Source organism: Shewanella sp. SP2S2-4 (assembly GCF_031932025.1).
GTDB lineage: Bacteria > Pseudomonadota > Gammaproteobacteria > Enterobacterales > Shewanellaceae > Shewanella > Shewanella baltica.
Map to the genome: position 1 here is coordinate 47,927 of NZ_JAUOER010000001.1, position 25,744 is coordinate 73,670.

General features: G+C 46.2%; 21 protein-coding genes. 12 read left to right on the plus strand and 9 right to left on the minus strand.

What is annotated here, in order from left to right; translation table 11 throughout:
* Positions 1-20: 20 nt before the first annotated feature.
* Positions 21-1,352: a DEAD/DEAH box helicase gene (locus Q4Q54_RS00295; RefSeq protein ID WP_311987121.1), complete on the minus strand. Its 1,332-nt coding sequence runs from the start codon at positions 1,350-1,352 to the stop codon at positions 21-23.
* Positions 1,353-1,401: 49 nt separating this feature from the next.
* Here Q4Q54_RS00295 and Q4Q54_RS00300 point away from each other — a divergent pair, with 49 nt between their 5' ends.
* The 5 genes from Q4Q54_RS00300 (at position 1,402) to Q4Q54_RS00320 (ending at position 5,539) form a co-directional block, all read left to right on the plus strand.
* The gene (locus tag Q4Q54_RS00300) at positions 1,402-1,527 is read left to right on the plus strand and encodes a hypothetical protein (RefSeq protein WP_311987123.1); all 126 of its coding nucleotides are present in this window, start codon (positions 1,402-1,404) and stop codon (positions 1,525-1,527) included.
* Between the two features lie 413 nt (positions 1,528-1,940).
* A complete protein-coding gene (locus Q4Q54_RS00305; protein WP_028759454.1) occupies positions 1,941-2,219 on the plus strand; it encodes a hypothetical protein in 279 nt (92 codons plus the stop codon).
* Between the two features lie 399 nt (positions 2,220-2,618).
* A complete protein-coding gene (locus Q4Q54_RS00310) occupies positions 2,619-3,629 on the plus strand; it encodes a sugar-binding protein (protein ID WP_311987125.1) in 1,011 nt (336 codons plus the stop codon).
* Between the two features lie 237 nt (positions 3,630-3,866).
* Complete coding sequence (locus Q4Q54_RS00315) at positions 3,867-4,790, plus strand: RuvA C-terminal domain-containing protein (RefSeq protein ID WP_311987127.1); 924 nt, start codon at positions 3,867-3,869, stop codon at positions 4,788-4,790.
* Positions 4,791-4,870: 80 nt separating this feature from the next.
* A complete protein-coding gene (locus Q4Q54_RS00320; RefSeq protein WP_311987128.1) occupies positions 4,871-5,539 on the plus strand; it encodes a hypothetical protein in 669 nt (222 codons plus the stop codon).
* Positions 5,540-5,927: 388 nt separating this feature from the next.
* On the opposite strand, the gene dnaJ is transcribed toward Q4Q54_RS00320, so the two are convergent.
* Together dnaJ and dnaK are read right to left on the minus strand one after the other, a co-directional pair.
* Positions 5,928-7,061, minus strand: a complete 1,134-nt coding sequence (dnaJ, locus tag Q4Q54_RS00325; protein WP_006083917.1) for a molecular chaperone DnaJ — start codon at positions 7,059-7,061, stop codon at positions 5,928-5,930.
* A gap of 110 nt (positions 7,062-7,171) precedes the next feature.
* Positions 7,172-9,091: a molecular chaperone DnaK gene (gene dnaK / locus Q4Q54_RS00330; protein ID WP_311987130.1), complete on the minus strand. Its 1,920-nt coding sequence runs from the start codon at positions 9,089-9,091 to the stop codon at positions 7,172-7,174.
* Between the two features lie 288 nt (positions 9,092-9,379).
* Between dnaK and Q4Q54_RS00335 the strand changes: the two genes are divergently transcribed.
* The 3 genes from Q4Q54_RS00335 (at position 9,380) to Q4Q54_RS00345 (ending at position 11,488) form a co-directional block, all read left to right on the plus strand.
* Entirely contained in the window at positions 9,380-10,306 is a 927-nt protein-coding gene (locus Q4Q54_RS00335) for a DMT family transporter (RefSeq protein ID WP_311987132.1), read from the plus strand.
* A gap of 191 nt (positions 10,307-10,497) precedes the next feature.
* The gene (gene ybaK / locus Q4Q54_RS00340) at positions 10,498-10,974 is read left to right on the plus strand and encodes a Cys-tRNA(Pro) deacylase (RefSeq protein WP_259590251.1); all 477 of its coding nucleotides are present in this window, start codon (positions 10,498-10,500) and stop codon (positions 10,972-10,974) included.
* A gap of 211 nt (positions 10,975-11,185) precedes the next feature.
* On the plus strand, positions 11,186-11,488 hold the full coding sequence (locus Q4Q54_RS00345) for a hypothetical protein (protein WP_006082798.1): 303 nt from the start codon (positions 11,186-11,188) through the stop codon (positions 11,486-11,488).
* A gap of 119 nt (positions 11,489-11,607) precedes the next feature.
* On the opposite strand, the gene Q4Q54_RS00350 is transcribed toward Q4Q54_RS00345, so the two are convergent.
* The 4 genes from Q4Q54_RS00350 to Q4Q54_RS00365 form a co-directional block, all read right to left on the minus strand.
* Positions 11,608-12,885 (minus strand): glutamate-5-semialdehyde dehydrogenase, encoded by a 1,278-nt coding sequence (locus Q4Q54_RS00350; protein ID WP_259528655.1) that lies wholly within the window; start codon positions 12,883-12,885, stop codon positions 11,608-11,610.
* 12 nt (positions 12,886-12,897) lie between these two features.
* The gene (gene proB, locus Q4Q54_RS00355) at positions 12,898-14,016 is read right to left on the minus strand and encodes a glutamate 5-kinase (protein ID WP_071938450.1); all 1,119 of its coding nucleotides are present in this window, start codon (positions 14,014-14,016) and stop codon (positions 12,898-12,900) included.
* Between the two features lie 210 nt (positions 14,017-14,226).
* On the minus strand, positions 14,227-15,516 hold the full coding sequence (locus tag Q4Q54_RS00360; protein WP_311987138.1) for an NCS2 family permease: 1,290 nt from the start codon (positions 15,514-15,516) through the stop codon (positions 14,227-14,229).
* Between the two features lie 1,234 nt (positions 15,517-16,750).
* A complete protein-coding gene (locus Q4Q54_RS00365; RefSeq protein ID WP_311987139.1) occupies positions 16,751-18,289 on the minus strand; it encodes a leucyl aminopeptidase family protein in 1,539 nt (512 codons plus the stop codon).
* A 219-nt stretch (positions 18,290-18,508) separates the two neighbouring features.
* Here Q4Q54_RS00365 and Q4Q54_RS00370 point away from each other — a divergent pair, with 219 nt between their 5' ends.
* The 3 genes from Q4Q54_RS00370 (at position 18,509) to Q4Q54_RS00380 (ending at position 22,508) form a co-directional block, all read left to right on the plus strand.
* Positions 18,509-19,969 (plus strand): aminoacyl-histidine dipeptidase, encoded by a 1,461-nt coding sequence (locus Q4Q54_RS00370; protein WP_311889863.1) that lies wholly within the window; start codon positions 18,509-18,511, stop codon positions 19,967-19,969.
* A gap of 262 nt (positions 19,970-20,231) precedes the next feature.
* Entirely contained in the window at positions 20,232-20,633 is a 402-nt protein-coding gene (locus Q4Q54_RS00375) for a hypothetical protein (RefSeq protein WP_311987141.1), read from the plus strand.
* Between the two features lie 228 nt (positions 20,634-20,861).
* Positions 20,862-22,508, plus strand: a complete 1,647-nt coding sequence (locus Q4Q54_RS00380) for a methyl-accepting chemotaxis protein (RefSeq protein WP_311987143.1) — start codon at positions 20,862-20,864, stop codon at positions 22,506-22,508.
* A gap of 153 nt (positions 22,509-22,661) precedes the next feature.
* On the opposite strand, the gene Q4Q54_RS00385 is transcribed toward Q4Q54_RS00380, so the two are convergent.
* On the minus strand, positions 22,662-23,594 hold the full coding sequence (locus tag Q4Q54_RS00385; protein ID WP_311987145.1) for a DMT family transporter: 933 nt from the start codon (positions 23,592-23,594) through the stop codon (positions 22,662-22,664).
* A 92-nt stretch (positions 23,595-23,686) separates the two neighbouring features.
* Between Q4Q54_RS00385 and Q4Q54_RS00390 the strand changes: the two genes are divergently transcribed.
* The gene (locus Q4Q54_RS00390) at positions 23,687-24,586 is read left to right on the plus strand and encodes a LysR family transcriptional regulator (RefSeq protein ID WP_311987147.1); all 900 of its coding nucleotides are present in this window, start codon (positions 23,687-23,689) and stop codon (positions 24,584-24,586) included.
* A gap of 43 nt (positions 24,587-24,629) precedes the next feature.
* On the opposite strand, the gene dinB is transcribed toward Q4Q54_RS00390, so the two are convergent.
* Positions 24,630-25,706, minus strand: coding sequence for a DNA polymerase IV (gene dinB / locus Q4Q54_RS00395; RefSeq protein ID WP_311987149.1), 1,077 nt, complete (start codon positions 25,704-25,706; stop codon positions 24,630-24,632).
* Positions 25,707-25,744: the final 38 nt, after the last annotated feature.

Consider the following 25,744-nt stretch of genomic DNA (forward strand, 5'->3'; position numbering starts at 1 on the left):
CGCTATGGATAGCTTCAAACTCAGCGCTTACCTTTAAACGCTTTGGCGCTGTGCTTATTAATGCTACGGCGATTCGCCTGTTTATCCCGCGGTGGTCGCTTACGCTCAACCTTGCTATCTGCGGCGCCATCTGTGGTATTTTCACTCGGCTTATCGGTTACTGGAAAGTCAGCCAATAATGCCAGCGGTAACTCCCGCGCGGTTAAGCTGCGAATTGCCGTTAACGTTGCCATTTCACCGTGGCACACGAGGGAAATCGCTAACCCTTTTTCGCCAGCGCGGGCGGTGCGGCCAATGCGGTGCACGTACACAGGCGCACTCATGGGCAAATCCAAATTGATAACGACAGGCAAGGCATCAACATGAATGCCACGCGCCATTAAGTCTGTCGCCACTAATACTTGAATGCGATTGGCTTTAAAGTCGGCCAAGGTTTGGCTGCGCACGGTTTGATCTTTTTCACCGTGCAGCGCGGCGACTTTCATCCCCGCTTTGGCGAGCCGTTTAGCGACGGCATCGGCATCATCACGGGCGCTGATAAACACCAGCACCTGCGGCCATTGATATTGTTTTAACAGTGCAATCAATGCCTGTGCTTTACTACCCTTATTGACTAAATAGAGCTGTTCTTCGATTTCACCAGCTACAGAATTCACTTTGTGGGCTTCGACCCGCAGCGGCTTATTCACCAGTAGCTTGCCCGCCAATGTATCCAAAGCCTCGGGCAAGGTGGCAGAAAACAACGAGGTTTGCTTAAACTTAGGCATAAACGCCATCAGCTTTTGCACATCGGGCCAAAACCCCATTTCTAGCAGGCGGTCAGCTTCATCCAGTACTAGATGTTTTATCGAATCGAGGCTGATGTGAGATTGTTTACATAAATCCAGTAAACGCCCAGGGGTTGCCACTAACACCTGCGGCTTGGCAGTGAGTTCGGCCAATTGGTCTTCCAATGCGACCCCGCCACACAGAAGCTGAATGTTCAACGGAGTCGATAATTGACCAGCCACGGTTTGCAGCGCCTCAGTCACTTGCAGCGCTAATTCCCGTGTAGGCACCAGCACTAACGCCAGTGCATTTGGAGGCTGTACAGACTTAGTGCCCTGCAACTGTGTTTGCTGTTGCAACAAAAGTTGTTGTAGAAGTGGCAAACCAAAAGCTAAGGTTTTCCCGCTACCGGTTTGTGCTAAGGCTAACAAATCCCGTCCCGCAAGAATGGCCGGAATCGCCAATTGCTGCACCTTTGTCGGATGTTTAAGACTTGCAGGCAAAGCCTTAAGTAACGCCGAATTTAAGCCAAGCTCAGCAAAAGTTAACGACTCAGGGGAAGAAGAAAGCTCGGGAAAGGTCATCACAGCACCGGATCAAAACATGGGAGCGAAAGTTTACTGAGAGTTGGCAGTGAATACCAATGTTGTTTCGGCTTTTACGCAAGCCTTGGTACAGTTTGCGACGGTACTCTTTACCACGGTACTGTTTGCAACAATACTGCTACGGCATTTACGTTACGCCGTTAAGAAAGTCTAGTTTTAAACTTCGTTTGAATTTCTAAACCGAATATCAAATCAGAATCGACATCAAGGTCGTGGGGCTTCACCCCCTGATGTTAAATCAAGAGTCGACCAAGAGGGCTCAACTGTAATCCCCTCTTGGATCTCCCTTGCCGACAAGGTCCATGTCTAACGGCCAGTTCGCAGGAATAGGCTAATTCCGGTCGCTTCGGTGTTCGTGGTGTATCTTAAAAGAGACTCTAGCCGCATCTTTCTTATGTGCGCAAAGTTAACGCAGGTGATGGGATGGTAGATTTTAATCCCACAGCTTTCGTGAGCGCTTATGGTAGAATCCCGCCCAATCAGCTTTATGAATGTGCAACACAACTCATTTGTTTAACTGAGCGTAGTGGAACACTACCGTGATTAACTAAATGAGGAGAACAGATTATGAGTAAGTTAAATGCCGAAGAACGTAAAGCCCGCGATAACGCCCGTTTTTCACAACGCGTCGATGAACGCCGCACAAAAGGCGAAGACGTGGTCGCCTACGTACTGGGCAACAAACTCGCGTTTAAGTTTCTGACTAAACCAGAGAGACACGAATTTAAACAAAGAGAAGCCGCACTTGAAGAAGAAGCCAAGCTTAAAAAGCAGCAAGCGTTTCAGCTTAAAACCGAGCAAGAGTTAGAGAAAGTAGAAGCCGCATTTACTGTTCCAGAAGAGTAACCTCTCAAAAGAGCCATTGATTATAATTGATGGCTCACGCATACCCAATTTCCAAACTTCGTTTGAATTTTTAAATCAAAATCAATGTCGTGGTGCTTAGCCCCTGATTTTTATTAGAGAATCGACCAAGAGGGGATCAACAGCAATCCCGCTCTTGGATCTCCCTTGCCGCCCCACTGCAGAGTCGAAAGCTCCTTGTGCTCATCGGCAAATTATTAAGGCATAAAACTCATGCCTGTCCGATTTTTTTATTACGTTCTAAGCGTAATATGGTGAATTACTGATTCAGATAAATAATGTTCAATAACACCGTTGCATCTCATGTCTTTAAATCCATTCTTTTGCTACATTCTGTTGTAAAGCTTTAAGTTGCTGTCTGATTATTTTTTAGGAGGAAGTGTGGTGAGATTATTTTTGTTGTTCATTGCATTAAGCCAATTACTAATATCATCAGTCTATGGAAAAGAACTGAAATTTGCCGTAGTGCCAAAATTTTATAGTGTTTTTTTTGATCAAAGCAAAACGGGCTGTATAGATGCTGCAGCACAAATTGAAGGCGTGGAATGTATATATCGAGGACCCGAAATAAGCAGTGTTAGATTGCAAGATCAGGTAATAAATCAACTGATTGATGAAGGTATCGATGGTATCGCGGTCGCGGTTACACAATCTAAATACCTCGTTGAAAATAGCCTAAAAAGAGCAAAAGAAGCCGGAATACCAATTGTTACCTATGACTCTGATTTTGATGCTTCTATCAAAGAAGAACCTAAGAATTTACGCCTAGCTTATATAGGCACTGACAATTTTGAACTGGGTAAGTCATTGGGTGAACAGTTAAAAAAGCTACGGCCAAATGGCGGAACGTTGATAATGCATTCTGGGCGGCCAGATTCCCCCAATCTGAATTTAAGACTTATGGGTGTACGTTCCGCCTTATCAGGGCAAAAATACGATACTCCGCCAGGGGAATTACTTAATGGCGACTTTGGCTGGACAGAAGTTAGAGAACCTTTTTTTAACTTTGATCAACTTAGTCAAGCCGTAAAACAAATGGAATCAGTAATGAAAGGTAAGCCTGTGAAGGCAGACTCTTTTATCGCCGTTGGTGGTTGGGCACAAAATAATGATGCGATCTATCGTGAAATGATTACTCCATACAAAGAAAAAATTAACAACAAAGAAATCGTCATCATTATTACTGATACGTCACCAGAGCAGTTAACGATGCTGAAAGATGGTCTTGCTCATGTCAATGTAGGTCAAAATCCATATGAAATGGGAAGACAGGCAATTTTGACGCTTTATAAAATTGTCACAAAACAAAAGTATGAAGAAACAATCTACACACCTGTTACGTTTTGTACTCCTCAAAACGTTGACACCTGTGACAAGCGTACCGGAATGTGACGCAAAAATGATGGATTAGGCCAGTACACCTATCAAAAGAGCCATTGCTCATAATTGATGGCTCACGCTCAATTATCTATCTTTATAAACAGAGTCTATGACTATAAATATTTAAAGCATTTCTGTGTCCGAAATTTATTTTTAAAATTTTTCCTTAATATTCACAACAGGCGTTCTATCTTAGCTATACCATTAAGCAGGTTGGCTTTATAAAATCAAAAGCATATAGGTTAAAAAATGAATGATATAGATAATTCACGTCATGAAGACTTAGATTGGGCTGAAAGTGAAAGTTTAATTGAAGAATCGACAATACTCCAATTGATAAATGATTCAGAAGTTGAGCCTAATTTATTCAATACATTTGATTGGTTAAATAATATGTATGAAAGAATTCAAGAGCCAACTACAGAGTTACTTTCCGAAAAACTAACTAATTTATCATCAGTTACTCCAGAATATAGAGGGAAAGATTTTGATACTAGTGATAGAACCATCGGGCTAAATGAAATTGAAACTCTTGAAAAACAATACAATAAAATAGCAGAACGTGAAGAATGGAGAATTCCATATAAAAAACACTTTAGACAAGGCAATCCTTTAGAAATATTTCTTCAAGATATTAGCTATGGCAGCTACCCTCCTCCAGAAGTAATGATGATGCTAGCAAAATGCTTTAGCTTATACTTGATAGCTGAGGGAAAATTATCGTTAGAGGAGGTGTTTTTTGGGCGACAGGTTAAAAGAGCGGGTAATTATTCGATGAGAAAAGCCCGTAGCTCAAACTTTAAAGAGTTTCACTATCAAGTAGAGCACAATAAACAGTTCGCAATAAAATCTAGTACCTCATTTAATCTTCAGGATTTTGCTCTGGATTATCTACGAAAATGTGAACAAAATGAAACTGACTGCCCGATAGTTGATTTTACTGAAGCTAATATAGAAAGCTTTATTACCTCTTATTATAGGTGGAAGAAGCAATACTTAAATGAGTTAAAATCGATAATCGATTTTAAAGAAACTCAAAATGATGCCATTCATGCCCTAATCTCACTTGGATACCCCAGCTCAAAAGCTAAGGAGGTCGTTTTAAAGCAATCTAACCAAAGGCTCACTGCAGAAGAAATCATAAAAAAAGCCATTATTTCTTTATTAGAATAACAAATAAGCCGTTTATTTGTTTTTGAACAAAAAAGCTATATGTGAATAATAAGAGGTCAGTGAACCAAAGAGGAACTGACATGGCTAATAAAAAACACCCAATAACACGCAAAACAATGCATCCGACATCAATAACCAGATCTGAGTCCACTCTCAAGATAGGAAGAAAAAGTAGGCAGCTTTACTCTCAAAATTCAATTAAGCAGCACACGGATACCTGTGAAGATCGTGAATTTGAATCTGAGTTCCTAAAACAACAAAACGAATCAAACAGCATGTTACTCTGCTCACTCCCTCTCGGTAATAGTATGAATAATTTACTATTTACCGCTCCTGAAGCCGCACTACCAAATACCGGAAGTCCGGTTTATGAATTACTTTTAATTCTATCTGATGGCAACAAGCATGCTAGAGATCATCTTTGTAATTTGCTTGGTGGTGGCTTTAGAGGCTATCTACAAAAACTAACAGGAGAGTGTTACCAGTACTGGTTTATACACTCAGAGCAAAGTGAATATAACGGTAAGAGGCAAGCTTTATATTGGCTTGATGAGAGTCACTTTTCTTGCGATTTGCAACAAGACAAAGATGCTAGGACTATCGCAAAAAAACAATATAAAGACCGCTCGTATTATGGCAGTAAGAGTGCAGTTAAACGTTTACAGCAAGCAGAACAAGATAAAGTGGATGCTGATACAGAGTATCAACAACGAATAGGGAGCAATACCGAAAAAATTAAAAATCTATAACTTTTATGCCTTAATGATTTACCAATAACACCAGAATCTAAGGAATACACCATCCCCTCGGAGTTGCCGCAGGGCGAATAGACAAATTGCGTGAGTCTTGCCATGGATGGCAAGCTAGCTTTCGCAGGTGCAGGGACGCATCCTTCGGAAGCGATAGCAAATTTGACAATGAGCACAAGGGGCTTTCAACTCCGTTAGGGGCGTTATGGAGCATCCAAGGAGGATAGGACGAGCAGTCCTCCTTGGTCGGGTGTGGGGTGAAGCCCCACGACTTTGACTTTGATTTAGATTTTAAAAACTCAAAATCCGAATATAAAAAAGCCCCGCAAGGTTAACCTTGCAGGGCTTTCATTTTATCGCTACTAATATTATTAGCAGCGAAACCAAGTTAGCTATTCAGATCTTGAAAGAACTTTTTCACGCCATCGAAAAAGCCCTCAGCCTTTGGGCTGTGTTTTTTCGACTCACCAGTTAAGGTGGCTTCAAATTCGCGTAACAGTTCTTTTTGACGATCGTTTAAGTTAACTGGGGTTTCCATAACCACTTTGCAGAGCAAGTCACCTACCGCATGGCTGCGAACCGACTTGACGCCTTTGCCACGTAAACGGAACATACGGCCCGTTTGCGTTTCGGCAGGGATCTTCAGGCTGACTTTGCCATCCAGTGTTGGCACTTCAATCTCACCGCCTAGGGCCGCTTTACTGAAGGATATCGGCACTTCGCAGTAAAGGTTGTTACCATCACGGACGAAAATCGCATGCTCACGCACGCTGACCTGCACGTATAAATCCCCTGGAGGCGCGCCAAACTCACCCGCTTCGCCTTCACCCGCTAAACGAATACGGTCGCCCGTATCGACGCCGGCTGGGATCTTAACCGATAAGGTTTTGCTCTTTTCAACACGGCCATCGCCATGACACTTAGAGCAAGGATCTTTGATGATCTTGCCGCGGCCATGACAGGTTGGACAAGGCTGTTGCACCGCAAAGAAACCTTGGCGCATTTGCACTTGGCCTTGACCATGACAAGTGCCACAGGTGGTTGCAGAGGTGCCTTTTTTAGCGCCGCTGCCTTCACACAGATCGCAAGTCGCCAGTGTTGGAATCCGCAGTTCTTTGGTTAAGCCTTTAACGGCTTCTTCCAGTGATAACTCTAGGTTGTAACGTAAATCTGAGCCGCGGGCCGCTTGGCGTTGACCGCCACGACGTCCACCGCCGAAAATATCGCCAAAGACATCACCGAAAATATCGCCGAAATCGCCTTGACCACCACCGTAACCACCGCCACCGCGATTAGGATCCACACCCGCATGACCAAATTGGTCGTAGGCCGCTTTTTTATCGGCGTCGGTTAGGATCTCGTAGGCTTCTTTAATTTCTTTAAAGTTAGCTTCTGCGGTTTTGTCGCCTGGGTTGCGATCTGGGTGAAATTTCATGGCCAGACGTTTGTAGGCCTTTTTAATTTCACGTTCGCTGGTGTCACGACTGACACCTAATACTTCGTAATAATCTCGCTTTGACATAATCTCATGCTTCTCAGCTGGTGTTGAACAAACGGGCGTTAGGGTTGCCCCGTAACGCCCGCCTAGAAATTAACGCTTTGAAATCAATCTATTTGATTGAAAACAAGTCATTATTTCTTGTCGTCTTTCACTTCTTCGAATTCAGCATCGACAACGTCATCGGCAGTCGCGTTAGCCTGTTTGCCCGCGTCGGCATTGTCGCCGCCTTGAGCTTGAGACTTAGCTTGAGCGATTTCCATCAGCTTAGCAGATGCTTCGATTAAGTTTTGAGTTGCCTTTTCAATGGCTTCTTTGTCATTGCCTTTGATAGCAGTGTCAACAGCATCCATCGCAGCTTGGATTTTCTCTTTATCTTCGCTTGGCAGTGCATCGCCCGCTTCTTCTACTTGTTTCTTAGTTGCGTGAACTAAGCCGTCAGCTTGGTTGCGTGATTGCACTAACTCTTCAAACTTCTTGTCTTCATCTGCGTGAGCTTCTGCATCACGTACCATTTGCGCCACTTCTTCTTCGCTTAAGCCAGAAGATGCTTTGATGGTGATGTTTTGTTTCTTGCCGGTTTTCTTGTCTGTAGCAGACACATGCAGAATACCGTCGGCATCGATGTCGAACATCACTTCAATTTGTGGCTGGCCACGTGGAGCTGGCTCAATACCGTCTAAGTTGAACTGACCTAATGACTTGTTCGCGCTCGCTTGCTTACGCTCACCTTGCAGTACGTGAATGGTCACTGCGTTTTGGTTGTCATCGGCTGTTGAGAACACTTGCTGCGCCTTAGTAGGAATAGTGGTGTTCTTCTCAATCAACTTAGTCATCACGCTGCCCATGGTTTCGATACCCAGAGACAGTGGTGTTACGTCTAACAGTAATACGTCTTTCACGTCGCCTGACAGTACGCCCGCTTGAATTGCAGCACCTACGGCTACCGCTTCGTCTGGGTTCACGTCTTTACGAGGTTCTTTGCCGAAGAAGTTTGTCACTGCTTCTTGAACCTTAGGCATACGTGTTTGACCACCCACTAGAATCACTTCGTTGATGTCTGTTACAGATAAATCTGCATCAGCCAGGGCAACTTTTAGTGGCTCTAATGTACGGATAATCAAGTCTTCAACCAGTGATTCCAATTTAGCACGAGTGATTTTAATCACTAAATGCTTAGGACCTGTTGCGTCTGCCGTGATGTATGGCAGGTTCACTTCAGTGTGGTTGGTGCTTGAAAGTTCAATTTTCGCTTTTTCTGCTGCTTCTTTCAGACGTTGCATTGCTAATGGATCTTTACGCAGATCTAAGCCTTGCTCTTTCTTGAATTCGTCAGCTAAGTAGTTGATCAAACGGTTGTCAAAGTCTTCACCACCTAAGTGGGTGTCACCGTTGGTTGCCAACACTTCAAATGTTTGGTCGCCATCGTTGCTGTCGATTTCGATGATAGAGATATCGAATGTACCACCACCTAAATCGTATACCGCAACAATGTTGTCGCCTTGTTTCTTATCGATACCATAGGCTAATGCTGCAGCCGTTGGTTCGTTGATAATACGTTTAACATCAAGACCTGCGATACGACCCGCATCTTTAGTCGCTTGACGTTGTGAATCGTTAAAGTAAGCAGGAACAGTAATAACCGCTTCTGTTACTTCTTCACCTAAAAAGTCTTCTGCGGTTTTCTTCATCTTTTTCAAGATTTCTGCAGAAACTTGTGGTGGAGCCATCTTGTTGCCACGCGATTCAACCCATGCGTCACCGTTGTCGGCTGCAATGATTTTGAATGGCATGATATTCACGTCACGTTGGACTTCGTCATCTTTAAAGCGACGACCGATCAAACGCTTAATCGCGAAGAATGTGTTAGTTGGGTTAGTCACAGCTTGACGTTTTGCTGGCGAACCGACAATGGTTTCATCATCTGTATAAGCGATGATTGACGGGGTTGTGCGATCGCCTTCAGCGTTTTCTAACACACGTGCTTTGCCACCATCGAGGACAGCTACACAAGAGTTTGTTGTGCCTAAGTCGATACCAATAATTTTACCCATGAGGTCCTCCGAAAAATTTCATTCAATCTAAATTTGTTTAGTTGGTTTTGATATGGGGCTAGACGGTTGAAATATCAAGTCCATCGTTGGCCACCTTCTCTGCCTTGATACCTATATTGGGACAGGGAATTTAATTACAAGGGCGAACAAAAAAATTTTCTGATTTATCTTTCTCACATCTGCCGCGGGATAAAATATCCAAGCACATAAAATAGTCTTGCTTATCAACCCAAGCTGTTATTCAATCTGCCCACATTTGGCGGATGTTTATCCATGTAAGGTAGCAGAGTGAAGTCTTCGAATTTAGCGTACGTGTATGGCATGGCGGCGGTCTTCCTCTGGTCTACAGTAGCCACGGCCTTTAAGATTGCCTTGAGTTACTACACGCCACTGCAACTGGTGTTTGTTGCTGTGCTCACGTCGATTGTCGCCCTTGGTGGTATTCTCGCTTGGCAAAAAAAGCTTTCCTTACTCAAGCAACAGTTTTTACGCCGCCCTGCATTTTATTTAGTTACAGGGCTCATCAATCCCTTCCTCTACTATGTGGTGCTGTTTAAGGCGTATTCCTTATTACCAGCGCAGCAAGCTTTGTCACTCAATTACACTTGGGCGGTATTACTGCCGTTACTGGCTGCGCCTTTGTTAAAGCAACATTTACGTAAGAGCGACATTGCTGCGGCGCTGATTGCCTACACTGGGGTGTTTATTATTGCCACCGGCGGCGATATCAGCGGCTTTAGTTTTGATAGCCCGCTCGGTATCGGACTGGCGCTGACCAGCACCTTACTCTGGTGCCTATATTGGATCGTCAACACCAAAGATCAAGGCGATCCCGTGGTGAGTTTATTATTGAGTTTTCTTATCGGCTTACCTTTTATTGCCGTCACTTTAGTACTGACAGATACCCTGCCCATTTTTAGCCTTAAGGCAATATTTGCAGGTATGTATGTGGGCTTGTTTGAGATGGGCATTACCTTCGTGCTCTGGTTAATGGCGCTGAAAACTGCCACTCGCACCGCGAACATCAGCACTATGGTGTTTTTATCCCCTGTGATGTCGATTGGTTTTATCGCGTGGATTTTGCAAGAAACGATCGCGATGGCCACCTATCTCGGCCTGGCGTTTATTCTGTCAGGGATGATGTTGCAACAACTTTGGCCCCGTTATACCGAGCGTAAAAGCAAAATAAGCCCAAAGCCAAAGCTAGCTGAATGATGGTTGAGAGGATAGCTGAGTGATAATTGAAAATAGTTGAGTTGAATGATGGCTGAGTCATCACTGAGTCGCCGCCTTAAACAAGCTTGGCTCACTGTAATGAGCCAATTAAAGAACGTAAAAACCGAAGTGGCTAACGTTTTACATCAAAATTAAGCGCTAATATCACCCATTTTGTGAAGGAGTATAGAATGACCCCGGCCGTTCGATTGGCGAAAAAAGCCAAAATTGCGTTTGATATCCTAGAGTACAGTCATGATCCACACTGCGCCGCCTACGGCGAAGAAGCCGCTAACACCTTAGGACTCGAACCCGCACAAGTGTTTAAAACCCTTTTAGTCGCCATCGACAAAGCCCATGCGCCAATTGCCGTCGCCCTCGTACCCGTCGATCATCAGCTTAATCTAAAAGCCGTGGCAAAATGTCTAGGACAAAAGAAACTGCAAATGGCCGATGCCGAACTCGCGCAAAAATCCTCGGGCTATCTGGTTGGCGGCATTAGCCCGCTAGCGCAGAAAAAACAGTTACCGACCTTAATTGATGACAGCGCTCAAGGCTTCGAGAGGATTTATGTCAGCGCGGGCAGACGCGGTTTGGAGATAAGCTTAGCGGCCACTGACTTAGCCCAGCTTTGCAAAGGCGAATTTGCCGATATCAAGACGCTTTAAGCCACATCGACCACATTAAGCACAAGTCATTCGACGTTAAGTAATCCACTCCATTAAATAGCACGCGCTCATGTTGGATAACTCGCAAACAAGACCCTAGCAACAACAAAATTGGCTTCAGCGAACTGAGTCTACATTAGAAAGCGTTTGATAATGCCTAGACTTGCGTCTATAAATTGTACTGAGGTACAAATCGACTAAGGATAGTCAGATGGAAAAATCAACCCAATGGGCCCCAGAAAATAGCATCAGCCCACTAAGCTGGTGCGCTATGCTACTCTGCATCGCCTTATTTATTTATGAGCATTTCTGGGGAAACAGTTTTACCACTATGGTGGTCATGCTCTATTGCAGTTTTATGCTGCCCTCGGTATTACTCACCCGCAGAGTGCAGGAAAAGTACTTTATTTATACCTTGGAATACATCAAAGCCTTTCGTAAGTTCACTACCGTCATGTCAACGCTATTCTTCTGTATTTGGTTACTTGCCACCTATACGCCGTTTCTCCATTAATGCGCAAACAGACACTACCATAAATAGACTCTGCAAATTGGTACTTACAATCAAACACTGCAAACAAAAAAGCCGTCAACACAGAGTGTTAACGGCTTTAAGTTTATGGTTTTTAACCGCTAAACACGGCTAGTGTAATCACCCCATGCTAACCACTTGTAAGTGGTTAATGCCTCAAGCCCCATTGGGCCGCGGGCGTGGAGTTTTTGTGTGCTCACCGCGACTTCGGCGCCAAGGCCAAACTGACCGCCATCGGTAAAACGCGTACTGGCATTGACATACACAGCCGCTGAGTTCACTTCGTTCATAAAGTGCGCTGCAGCGTGAATGTCATCGGTCAAAATCGCTTCCGAATGGCCGCTAGAATATTGGCGAATATGACTAACGGCGGCATCGATATCGCTCACCACTTTAATGCCTAAGGTTAACGACAACCATTCGATGCCAAAATCCTCAGCCTTGGCGAGCGTCACATCAAACCCTAAACCATCAAGCAGACTAAAGCTTGTGTCACAAACTGAAAAACGCACGCCTAAACGATGCAGATACTCGGCAATTTGCGGCACAAATGTGCTCGCCACGCGCTCATCCACCAGCAAGGTATCAAGCGCATTACACACAGTTGGACGCTGCACTTTGGCGTTAGCGATCACGGCTAAAGCGCGCTCAAGATTGGCATTTTTATCGACATATAAATGACAAATACCTATGCCGCCTAAAATCACCGGAATGGTCGCCTGCTCAGCACATAAGCGCTGCAGTGCTTGACCGCCGCGGGGCACTATCATGTCGACATATTGATCGAGCTTAAGTAAACCTGTCACTAAAGCTCTGTCTGAAGAATCAATAAATTGCACCGCATCTATCGGTAAACCTTGAGCGACAATCGCGCCGCGGATCACGTCACTAATAAGCTTATTCGATTCAAGGGTTTCTTTACCGCCACGGAGGATCACCGCATTACCGGTTTTAAGGGCAAGTACCGCGATATCAACAGTCACATTGGGCCGAGCTTCGTAAATCACCCCGATAACCCCAAGTGGTACTCGGCGGCGAGTCAGCCTTAAACCGTTATCTAATAATTTACTGCCAAATTCTTCGCCTACCGGGTCAGCAAGGCGGATCACATCGCTAATATCGCCAATAATGCCCGCCAGACGCGCATCATCGAGCAACAATCTGTCGATCATCGCATCCGTTAATCCATCGGCTTTAGCGGCGGCAACATCTTTAGCATTCGCGGCTAAAATGGCGGCGGCGTTTTCTGTCAGCGCATCGGCGATAGCTTCAAGCAAACCAGCCTTTTGGCTCGCCGTTAAGTTGGCTAAGGCATAACTTGCCTGTTTGGCATTATTACCAAGTTGCTGTAAATACTGATCTTGATTAATTTGACTCAAAACAGACCTCGCTTATAAGACAACCATGTCGTTGCGGTGCACGATTGCGTCACCATAATCGTAACCGAGTAAAGACTCGATCTCGTCGGAATGCTTGCCCGCGATCAAACTGAGGGCTTGGCCGCAGTATCGTGTCATCCCTTTAGCAATCACTTTACCCTGTTGGTCAACTAATTGCAGCGTTGCGCCACGCTCAAACTGGCCTTTAACGCCGATGATACCTTTAGACAATAGGCTGCGGCCCTTGTCTGTCACGGCTTTGACCGCGCCCGCATCGAGCACTAAAGAACCTTGAGTCGCAGGGCCGGCTAAAATCCACTGTTTACGGCTTTCGAGCGGGTTTTCGATGGCACTAAAATGCGTGCCAACGGATTCCTTGCTCACCACTTTTTTAATCACATCGGGGTGATGGCCAGAGGCGATAACCACTTCGATGCCCGCACGGCGAGCAATATCCGCCGCTTCCAATTTAGTCGACATTCCGCCCGTACCTAAACCAGAAACAGACCCGCCCGCCAACATACGCAGACTATCGTCAATCTTGACGACTTGGGAGATCAACTTAGCATTCGGGTTCGTGCGCGGATCGGCATCAAATAAGCCCTTTTGATCCGTCAATAAAATCAATAAATCAGCATCACACAGCAGTGCGGCACGGGCCGATAGATTGTCGTTATCACCGACTTTGATTTCATTAGTGGCAACGGCATCGTTTTCATTGATGATCGGCACAATATTATTCGCCAGCAAGGCATTGAGCGTGTCGCGGGCGTTGAGGTAACGCTCCCTATCCTGCAAATCGGCACGGGTCAGCAGCAATTGGCCGACATGCAGCCCATAAATACTAAAGAGTTGTGACCAAGCGAGGATCAACTGACTTTGCCCGACAGCGGCTAACAATTGCTTATTGGCCATAGTGTCGGGCAGTGTCGGGTATTGGAGATGTTCACGCCCAGCGGCAATGGCCCCTGAGGTGCATAATACGACTTCGACCCCTGACTTCATCAGTGCGGCCATTTGACGAGCAAGCTCAACCATGTGGGCCTTATCTAGCTGTTTACTGCCAGAAGTCAGCACACTCGTCCCCAATTTCACTACTACGCGGCGATACGCAATCTCACTTAAGTTCATTATTCATTTGTAAAAAATAACCGAACAATCCTTATACCTAATCCGCTGGGTAATTGGTAGCAAGGAGTTATTAACTCGAGATAAATTTTCGATTTTGCTTGGAATCACGCATGAAAAAGGGCCATCGATGAGATGACCCTCAAAAAATATTGTCTATTGTAGACAATCTAGGTTGCGAGCTCGCACTGCACGAGTCACTAATCGACAGCCTTAGCCATAGATAAACTTAGCTACAAACAATGCGGCTAAGACGACAATGCCCACATTGAGATCGCTAAAACGACCTGTGAGTAATTTGATTGCGGCGTAAGAGATCATCCCAAAGGCGATGCCTGTCGCGATGGAAAACGTCAGCGGCATTAAAATACACACAACGACTACCGGTGCGGCTTCAGTCAAATCTTCCCATTCGACATGCACGAGTCCTGACATCATCAGAATCGCCACATAAAACAGTGTACCCGCCGTCGCATACGCTGGGATCATGCCCGCCAATGGCGACAGGAATAAGGCAGCAATAAAGAGTAATCCCACGACAACTGCCGTCAAACCAGTACGACCACCCGCGCTCACACCCGCCGTACTTTCGATATAACTTGTGGTCGTCGACGTACCAAAAGCCGCGCCCGCAATGGTCGCTAAACTGTCGGCAGTCAAGGCACGATTCAAGCGCGGTAAACGGCCCTTCTCATCGAGGAAACCACCGCGCTGTGCAACCGCAACTAAGGTGCCTGATGTATCAAAAAGATCGACAAATAAGAAGGCAAACACCACAGATAACATCGTCACTTCAAAGACTTGGGATAAATCCATCTTCAAAAATGTCGGCATAATCGACGGCGGCATAGACACAATACCCTGATACTGCACATCGCCAAACATTAATCCCAGCCCTGTGATAATCAAGATACTTAGGATGACCGCCGACTTCATTCCACGTTGCACCATAGCAATGATCAGGAAAAAACCTAGCACAGCCATCACCGCCGGAAATGCAGTGATATCGCCCAAGGTCACTAAGGTTGCAGAGCTTGCCACCACAATACCGGCGCTCTTAAGGCCGATCAGCGCAAGAAACAGACCAATACCAGCGGCAATACCAATACGCAGCGACATGGGAATGCTATTTACAATCCACTCTCGAATGCGCACTAAAGATAAGATTAAAAAGCAAATACCCGACAAGAATACTGCGCCAAGTGCAGTCTCCCAGCTGTAACCCATTTCGCCCACAACGGTATAAGTAAAGAAGGCGTTCAGTCCCATACCGGGTGCAAGTGCGATAGGATAATTCGCCATCAAGCCCATGACTATACAGCCGACAGCCGCAGCCAAACAGGTCGCCACGAATACAGCCCCATGATCCATGCCCGCATCAGCTAACATCATTGGATTCACAAAAATGATGTAGGCCATCGTCATAAATGTTGTCAAACCTGCGACCGCTTCCTGCTTGAGGCTCGTTTGATTTTGTTTCAGTTTGAACAGTTTTTCTAACATGGAACAAGGTTCCTTTTTATTTTAAGTATGTAGGGTAGGTAGATGTAAACACTATGTAACGTGATGACATTTGCAGCCGATTATAGGGAGTTTAGGCTGGTCAGGCCAGAAAATTGGCAAGGGATAAACACAAGTAACCATAAATCATTCAGTAAACGGCCGAGTGATTTATTCTGAACGCAAATGATGGAAACCTCGCCATGACTGTACGGTTCAATAAAATGATAAATATGCGGAGTCAGTTAGCGCTTAGCAACTTGGTTAAGCTTGTATTTATTAGCATTGGTAATGCTATCACCTGAGCAAACTACTTCATCGGATAGTGTTTACATAGCGCATGAAAGGAGCGCTTGGAATTTTTTAGGATCACCCAGTGCATACCAATAATCCCAGAGTGGCGCAGGCTCAACATACACTTCAACCTCTTCTCCAGTAATCTCAACGCCACATTTATCAAAGAAGCAATCCCTCACCTCTGAGGAGGCGATTAAGCGCGAGGGCTGACAATAGGCGCTTTATCACTTCTGACACTAACCGTTTATGCTCATTACCATTTGGTAAAACAGTTACAGGCTTAAGCGAAAAAAAGGCAAAAAAAAGCCTGCTCAATGAGCAGGCAAAGACATATTTCAAGCGTCCCTTTCGGGGAAGTACATTACCGCGCTAGCGGGAAAAACCTGGCATATCCATGCAAAAACATCGATATACTACTTGAGTCTAAACACGCCAAAAAAGGCGATACAAAGGTTGATGGATGATGGAAACTAAACTTTAAGGAGGGTTAAGCCTTAAAGCTCATGGCGAATAAACCGCCACGCAAAACATCAGTGTTAAACCAAGTGTTCTGCCAATAAAAATGGTTGTTGCCTGTATAAGACATAGTCAATACTCCTAAATTAGTTGTGATTAAGTACTCTAGTGAAGCTTGGCTCGGTTCCCTGGAACTAGAGATTCTCATATCCGTTGAGACGACTTGTCACTCAGGTCCTTGGAGAAAAATATCCATCCTGGATAGACTAGAGAGGAAAGGCATAGCGCCTAATCCACGAAAGCAATTATATGGTTTTGTAGTTTTATTACAACCTTTATTTGTATTTTTTTTAATTAAGGCTTTTTAATGTAATTAAATTACACAATTATAGTAGGGTTAATGGCGATCTGTTTCACAGAAAAACAGAAATAATCCTGTAAGCATCTAATAAGTAAGATATTACAGAATTATTTCTTTTTGTTACTAACGATTGATCAGATATTGATACAAGCCCACCAGCGGACAGGCCGTAGGTTTGCCGTAGAGCGGATCGCCTTCTGTCGCACTGCCTGCGATATCTAAGTGCATATAAGCTAAGGGAATTTGGGCTGTTACACCATGGTCAAATAGCCCCGACGCTTTCAGTAAAAATGCCGCAGGATATTGATGCCCGCGCGCGGTAATCGATGATGGGGCATTATTTGAAGATAACATTTCAGCAGCGCCTGACACATCTCGGATCTTAGCGAAGTCCTCTGGGCGCAATGTAGACACTTCAAAGGGTTCGCCCCATTGAGTCGCCTGCTGTTGTAAAGTGACAGCGCATTGCTGCGAACTCGCCACTGAGTTTTCCACCGCCGCAGGATAACTGCCATAACAACGCACCACGTGACCCGTGAGTGTTGCTACCGAAAACATCTCAGGCTTCACCGCCGACACGGCTTTGATGCGTAAATGGCTCAATAAATCCGCCAGCACTAAGCGCCCTTCGGCGTCCGTATTACCAATCCGCACTCGTACACCCGCGTGGCTAGTGATGATTTCATCGGTCACGAAGGCTTCGCTGCCTATGCTATTACGCACTAAACCTAACTCGGCAATCACGCGAATGCCCTTAGGCTTGAGCATTGACAAGGTTTTGAATAGCCCCGCCACGGCAGAAGCGCCGCCTTTATCACGGCTCATGCCCGCCATAGAGCCGCCGACTTTCAGATCGGCGCCGCCGGTATCGTAAATCACGCCCTTACCCGCGAACAGGAAAGTACGAGTCACTTCACCCTCTGGCAGATATTCTAATTTCACCACCCGAGGTTGATGACGACCGACGGCAAAAGAGGAACGCGCCACTGCACTGAGCAGCGGATAGTCACGCTCTAAAATATCTCTGTCTTCTACCACTGCGGTTTTGATCACGCTGCCCGCTAAGGATTGCAGACAATAGTCAGCAAAGGCTTTAGCCGACATGCGCTCAGGTTCTGTGCCACATAAATCCCGCGCTAATACGCGGCCCGCTTCTAACGCATTGAGTAAATTGCTGTTATGGGTTGATGAAGATAGTAAGCCTATGGCCTCAAATGCAGGCGTTAAGCCCGTCGCTTCACGCAGCTCTAAGGTTTGCCACAGTTCTTGACCGCAGGCTAACGCCGCGACTTCAGAGGCAAAACCAAAACGCAGATCCTTCGATGGCACCACATATAACAACGGACGTTTGGCGCCCGCCTCTTTTGCGATAGCAATCGCCGCCCTTGCAGCATCGGCATAGACTCGCACGTCCACATACTCATCGTTCACTTGGGTGACAGGCGCAATGATCAAACGCCCTCCCGCGAGCCCTGGGGCGAACAGTAATGTCGGGCTCTTACCTACGCGCTTATCCACGTGGGCACCGTGCTGAGCCAATAAACCTATCTCATCAAAACCGATAGCATCCAGATCGGGCGTTACCACCACAACCGCATCCCAGCCTTCGCCATCAAAAATGGCATTTTCTGCTTTTACATCAACGAAGTTAACTTGAAACATGACCCATCCTTTTTCATTATTGTGCCTGCATTATTCCCGCTCTATCGCCTAATTACCAATCTAAAAGTGGTATTGAGCCCCCCTGAAAAGTCCGAACTGGAAACTTTGGCTGCCAGCGTAACAAAAGCCTGAGATCCTGAGATTAATTGGTTGCACAGAATGTGCTAGAATGGCCGCAAATTTGCCCTATACCCACAAGACCTTATGAGGGACACTCTAGTGACAGCGTTAAGTCAGTTATACCCGCAGCCATTATGGCAATGGTTTGAACAAATCTGCGCGATTCCCCACCCATCTAAACATGAGCAAGCCTTAAGCCAGCACATTCAAGCATGGGCTAAAAGCAAACAACTTGCCGTCGTTGAGGATGCCGTTGGCAACTTGATCATCCGTAAACCAGCAACGCCCGGAATGGAAGATCGTAAAATCGTGGTCATTCAAGCCCATATCGATATGGTGCCGCAGAAGAATGCCGACAAAGTGCATGATTTTACTAAAGATCCTATCGAAGCCTATGTTGATGGCGATTGGGTTAAAGCCAAAGGCACGACCTTAGGTTCAGATAACGGTATCGGCATGGCATCGGCGCTGGCCATTTTGGGCTCAGATGATATCAAGCACGGTCCATTAGAAGTGCTACTGACGATCGATGAAGAAGCCGGCATGACGGGTGCTTTTGGTTTACAAGCGGGCATGTTAGATGCAGAGATCCTGATCAACACAGATTCTGAGCAAGAGGGTGAAATTTACATGGGCTGCGCCGGTGGCGTCGATGCTCAAATCACCCTGCCTATGGTGTGGCAAGCGTCTGAGCAAAGTTACTCGGCCTTTAGCCTGCATTTATCTGGCTTAAAAGGCGGCCACTCTGGGGTGAACATTCACTTAGGTCGCGGCAACGCCAACAAGTTACTGGCGCGTTTCCTATTTGAAAATGCCGATGATTTAGCGTTAGAGCTGACCCAATTTAGCGGCGGTTCATTGCGTAATGCGATCCCACGTGAAGCCAACATCAGCTTTATGTTGCCAGAAGAAAACGTCAGTGCCTTAAACGAAAAAGTCGCTGAGTTTGAAGCGCTTATCCGCACTGAACTCGCCATTGCCGATCCTGATATGCGTTTAGTGTTAAACACTATCCCAACGCCGAAACGTGTGATGAGCGAAAACAGCCAAAATACCCTGATCGATTTGCTGCATGTGTGCCCGAACGGCGTGATCCGCATGAGCGATGAAGTCGAAGGTGTGACTGAAACCTCACTCAACGTAGGCGTTATCAGCACTGACGATGAACAAGTCACTATCCTGTGCCTTATTCGCTCACTGATTGATTCTGGTAGAACTCAAGTCGAAGGCATGTTAACTGCGTTAACTAACTTAGCCGGAGCCGATATCGATTTAAGCGGCGCTTACCCAGGTTGGAAGCCAGATAACAGCTCACCTGTTATGGCGATAGTACGCGAAACCTATCAGGACATTTACCACAAAGAGCCAGTGATCATGGTGATCCATGCGGGTCTTGAGTGTGGTTTATTCAAAAAGCCTTATCCAGATATGGATATGGTCTCGATTGGTCCCACGATTCGGTATCCACACGGACCAGATGAGATGGTGAACATCACCACAGTCGGCCAATACTGGACCTTATTATTAGCCGTACTCGAGCGTATTCCAGTTAAGGCGTAACGCCCTAGTCTAAAGTTAGCCTAGCTCACTCAATTGGCACTTAATTCAAGGCCACATCTGCTCAAGTCAGATGTGGCCTTATTTTTTATCGCGCCTTCTATTTGTGTGTAGAAATGCCATTGATAAAATTTTTATGAAAGAACTGAATAACTTGAATTTTCTACTATAGTTGTTTTGTCTAACCCGAACGTATTTTTGCTTGTCGCGCTTTTAGAGATAGCCGCTTTCCCCTTCAATACAGTGACCTTAAGGAATAGAGATCATGAAATTTGGTAAAATCTTGTCAGCCGCCGCACTACTGCTCAGCAGTAACCTCAGTTTCGCCGAAGAAGTCCCCCAAGCCGTTATCGATCTAGCCGATTCACTGATGCCATTAGGTAAAGAAGTGGTGCTGGTGAATGCCGTTAAAGCGCAAAATGCTCAAGGCAAAAGTTTAGATTCGATCAAAACATTAGATGAAAAATGGATCGCCACCGCTGGGATTGATGATTTTATGTCGTCCTTGATGAACAACGAAGCGGCCAAGTTTCTCACCACCTTCGAAGCCAGCCAACCTTACTACCAAGAAATTTTCCTCATGGATAATCAAGGTGCTAACGTCGCCATGACCAGTAAAACCTCGGACTACTGGCAGGGTGATGAGGATAAATGGCAAAGGCGATAAGCACATAGGTCCGGTCAAATTTGACACTAGCTCCCAAGCTTATCTGGTACAAATATCGATACCCGTCATGGATGGCGATGCCGCAATTGGTGCTATCACCATAGGGATCAACCTAGATCAATTCGGACTCTAATAGCCAGAAAACGCCAGTGATGGGCCGCATCCGCTTTTATTTCGTGGTTATCGCGGCCCTCACCTTTCAGTGTATCAATCAAGGAGGGCGTGGCTATGGAATGGTATAAAGATCTTTCCGTTAACCAGAAACTGACTTACCCGAGTCTGCTACTCGCTGGCGTAGTCATCTTCGCCTCTTCAACTGGCATCTTAGGGCTTAAAGCATTAAATAACAGCGCAAATACGCTCGCACTCGAATACTTACCGAGCCAATCTGAACTGCTGCAAGCTGATAAAGAGCTTTACCAAGCGCAAGTTGCCGAACGTAGCTTGATGTTCGTTAACGTGGGCACTGACTCCTATAATAGCCTTCTAAAACAGCACACTAATAGTATATCTTTGGTCAAAGAACACCTTAATCAGTTTTCCGAGGTGACCACTAGTCCCCTCGCAAAAGAAAAACTCAATGAATTAAATCGCAGTTTCGAGGCGTGGAGTACCACCACTTCTGAAATCAGCAATCAGCGCACCCAAAATGGCCGTAACGGTCGCACGACCGCCATTGATCTGAGTTTTGGCCAAGCAGCGACGCAATTCGAGCAGTTGCATCAAAATATTAATCAGTTGATCGATGACTTAAACAGCAACACGGCAGCAGCCGTCACCCAAGTGGATGATGACGCCTATCGTGGACAGCAGATGCAGTTAATTGCTTTAACGATTAGTATCCTGATCTGCATTCTGTTCATCGTTGCGCTGCCTAAACTCATCAGTAAGCCACTCGCAGTTTTGCTCGCGAAAATCCACGACATTACCGATGGTGATGGCGATTTGACCGAGCGAATCCAGCTAACCTCTAAGGACGAACTGGGTGATCTTGCCAATGCCTTCAATCACTTCCTCGATAATTTACACGGCATTATCTCGCAGTTTAAACAATCTACTTCGGAGCTGAATGTCGCCGCCGAAGGGCTAGCCAAAACCAGTGCCACGGCAAAACATACCTTGATGGATCAACAGGCGGCCACCCATAGAATCGCCGATGCCAGTGATCACATTGCTGCCTCAGTGCAAGAAGTGTCTGTCAGTGCCAGTCATGCCGCCGATGCCGCGAAACAAGCCGATGTCTTTACCGCCGATGGCCAAGAGAGAGTGAAAAAAACCATCAATGTAATTCGTGAACTCGCAGGAGATGTAGGCTCAGCCGAAATGCAGATCAACAAACTCGAACAAGAAGGCCAACATATCGGCCGCGTGCTTGAGGTGATCCAATCTATTGCCGAGCAGACGAATCTATTAGCCCTTAACGCAGCGATTGAAGCGGCGCGAGCGGGCGAACAAGGACGCGGCTTTGCTGTGGTTGCCGATGAAGTGCGCTCCCTCGCCTCTAAGACCCACCAATCCACCGAAGAAATTAAATTGATGATCGCCAATGTGCAAAATGGCACCCAAAGCGCTGTGGCGGCAATTAATATCGGTAATGAAAAGGCGATTTCAAGCGTCGAAGCCGCCAGTAATGCCGGTGAAGCCCTAGCGCATATTGCAGAAATGGTGAGCCAGATCAGCGAAATGAATAATCAAATCGCCCTCGCTGCCAAAGCGCAAACCACTATGGCCAATGAGAGTCATCAAAATATTCAACACATTGCCGAACAGTCGGAGGACAGTTTACGCAACACTGATGAAATCTACGCCGCAAGCGTACAACTCTCGTCAATGGCGGGTAACCTCACGGCGCTGGTCAGTCGTTTTAAACTGTAATTTGTCGAGAGTGAAAGTTTTTATATAAGTTACCTTTTGTAAATCAGTGATGTTTGAAAAGTCCCCTCTACCGAATAAGGGAGCATAAACCTGTCGCAGTGATGATCTGAATTCAGGTGCTCCCTTATATTTAAACAGCAAAGCTAGCATAGATTAGCAGCGCTTAACCACTAAGCCTCTTGCCGCGCGTAGGTTGACTAACATAGGTAACATCAACGCAAGGATTACTATCAGCATACCCACCAATTGAATTTCCGTTACCGCCTGCCCCATGGCTAACGCCGTTAATGCCGCAAAAACGGGCACGAGATTAAAAAAGACCGATGCCTTAGCGGGACCAAGCGCCTTAACGCCGTTAATCCAAAACAGATAACCGAGCACAGTGGCGAACAAACCTATGTAGAGCACGCTAGACAAAGCCGTCGTCGACAGTCCAATCAACTCCTGCCAAGGATGAAACTCACCTCGGCCAAGCCCAACCACGGACATAGACACACTGGCAGCTATCATACTCAGCAAGGTAAAGGGCAACACAGGCAACCAATGGCCGACCCATTGCGAACAAATGGTATAACCACTCCACGCCAACATGCCGGCGGCAATCATCACATCACCTTGGTTAAAACTAAAGTTGAGTAATTGCTGCACACTGCCGTTAGTGATCACTAGCAATACGCCCGCCAAACCGCCCACTAAGCTGAACACTTGTTGTCTGCTGAGCCATTCACGCTGTAATAGCGCATTGACAATTGAAGTCACCAGCGGGCTAAGCGCCATAATCAAGGCACCATTGGCGGCAGAGGTATGCTGCAGGCCATTAAATAACGCCAGATTTAAGCCGCCCACACCAATCACGCCTACTAGCGCTATGACAATATATTGCGCCAAACTCAATTTGGGCCAAGCCTGACGAGTAAAAGCGATATATAACGCTAGAGTCACAGCCGCAATGGTAAAACGCCAGAATACGAGGGATTCCCCTGACATCTCCTCCAGCACTCGCTTAGCAATGGGAAACACGCTGCCCCAGCTAAAAACGCAAATCAGTAGACAAACGAATGTCATGTAAGGTGTATGGGATTTCATCTCGGACTCTAGGGAGGTAATTGGGATTGAGCTTAGTTTATAAGTTTCATATATTATTAAAACCTACAAGATTGAGAGCTTAAATTCCAAATATGAAACTTAATTATTCCTTAGACGATATGCGCTTATTTTGGGTGGTGGCACAGCAAGGGAGTTTTAAGCTCGCGGCGCAACACTTAGGCATTCCACCTTCAACCTTAAGTCGTCGAATCAATCTGTTAGAACAATCATTAGGCCTGCGTTTACTGCACAGAGACGCCCATAGAGTCAACCTTACCGCCACAGGTCAGCGTTATCTCGAACGCTGCGGTCCGCTGTTTATCGAGTTAAACCAGGTATCTGGTGAGTTGCATGCGGATAAGCATCAAGCGGTTGGCAAACTGCGGATCTCGGCGCCCATCAATACAACCTATCGCTGGCTAGGTGAATCACTCAACGCCTTTCAAAAGCATTATCCCAATATCGACATCGATTTAAGCCTGTCGAACATGAATATCGATGTCAGTGAAAACGCCATCGATATCGCCTTTCGAGTGGGTGAACCTAAAGATCCCGATTGGATTGCAAGGCCGCTCACCACGATTAGCTTTGTGCTTTGCGCCAGCACATCGGCAACCCAGTGGCATACACTGCAATCCATAGAAGCACTCGAACAACATCCGGTTATCATCGCAAAGCCCACAAAAACGTGGCGTTTACAGCACAAAAGCACTGGGCAAGATTTCGAGTTTGAGCCGAGGGGAAACATCAAACTAGCCGTCGATGATATGGCGATCGCCAGTCAGGCTGTAGTGGCGGGACTCGGTATTGGACTATTGCCCATCAGCATGGCGAGTGAACAGATACAAAGCGGCAAGCTCGTTCAAATACTGCCAGAATGGCAAGGTATTCCGCGCACCGCCTACTTGATGTATCGCGATCGGGACAACTTACCCTTTCGGGTCAGACTGTTAATTGATTTTATGTTGGCAAATCCACCCGAGGCTTATTGAGCCATTCAGGGATGAGTCTGCGGCGTATCGACTCAGTAAACGCCTAGAGCGCTAAATCAAGCTGAGTCTGGGCATTTGGGATTTCGGGCACTGCGAGGATAGAATCGGCGAGTCCTACCGAAATACCTAATAGGCGAATGCCGCGGCCCTCTTGCCTTGCCATCGCCTGTGCGAGTAGATCATAAAACATCACAATCGAGACTTCATCGCTACGATGCTCGATAGTGGTTTGCTTGAAATCATTAAACTTGAGCTTGACCACTTGCTTGTGAATTTTGCGCTCTTTAGCGCTGCGGCTCAAACGTAGGGCTAATTCTTGGATCAATCCCGGCATCACTTGTTGGCACTGCTCTAGACTATAAATATCCTTCGCCAGCGTGGTTTCAACACCCACTGATTTACGCTCCCTATCGGCGGAAATGCCCCGCTCATCGATGCCTTGGGAACGCTCAATCAAGACGCCACCAAACTTGCCGAATCGCGCCAATAACTCAGGTTTAGAATAGGCTTGCACATCACCACAGGTATTGAGCCCGAGCGAGGAGAGCTTTTCGGCGGTGACTTTGCCGACACCGGGAATTTTACGCAGCGATAAGGTTTTAACAAAATCAGGAAGTGTCTCTGGAGTAATCACATATTGGCCGTTTGGCTTATTCAAATCCGAGGCAACCTTAGCCAAAAACTTCACCGGTGCTATGCCTGCCGAAGCGGTTAACCCAGTTTCGGCTAAGATATCGCTGCGAATGGCCTGCGCAATCAAGGTCGCCGAGCCCTTATATTGTTGGCACTCACTCACGTCTAAATAGGCTTCATCTAAAGAAAGCGGCTCAATCAATTGGGTATAGCGGGAGAAAATTTCACGAATTTGCAGCGACACATCTTTATAAACCTGCATCCGCCCAGGAACCAAAATGAGATTGGGACATAACTTAAAGGCATAGGCGGTCGCCATTGCTGAACGTACACCGAATTTACGTGCCTCGTAGCTGCAAGTGCTAATAACACCTCGACGATCGCTGCTGCCGCCCACAGCTAAAGGCTTGCCACGGTATTCGGGAAAGTCGCGCATTTCCACTGCCGCAAAATAGCAGTCCATATCGATGTGAATAATTTTTCGCACGTTGAATTCCTCCAACGCCAAAATACTGTATATAAAAA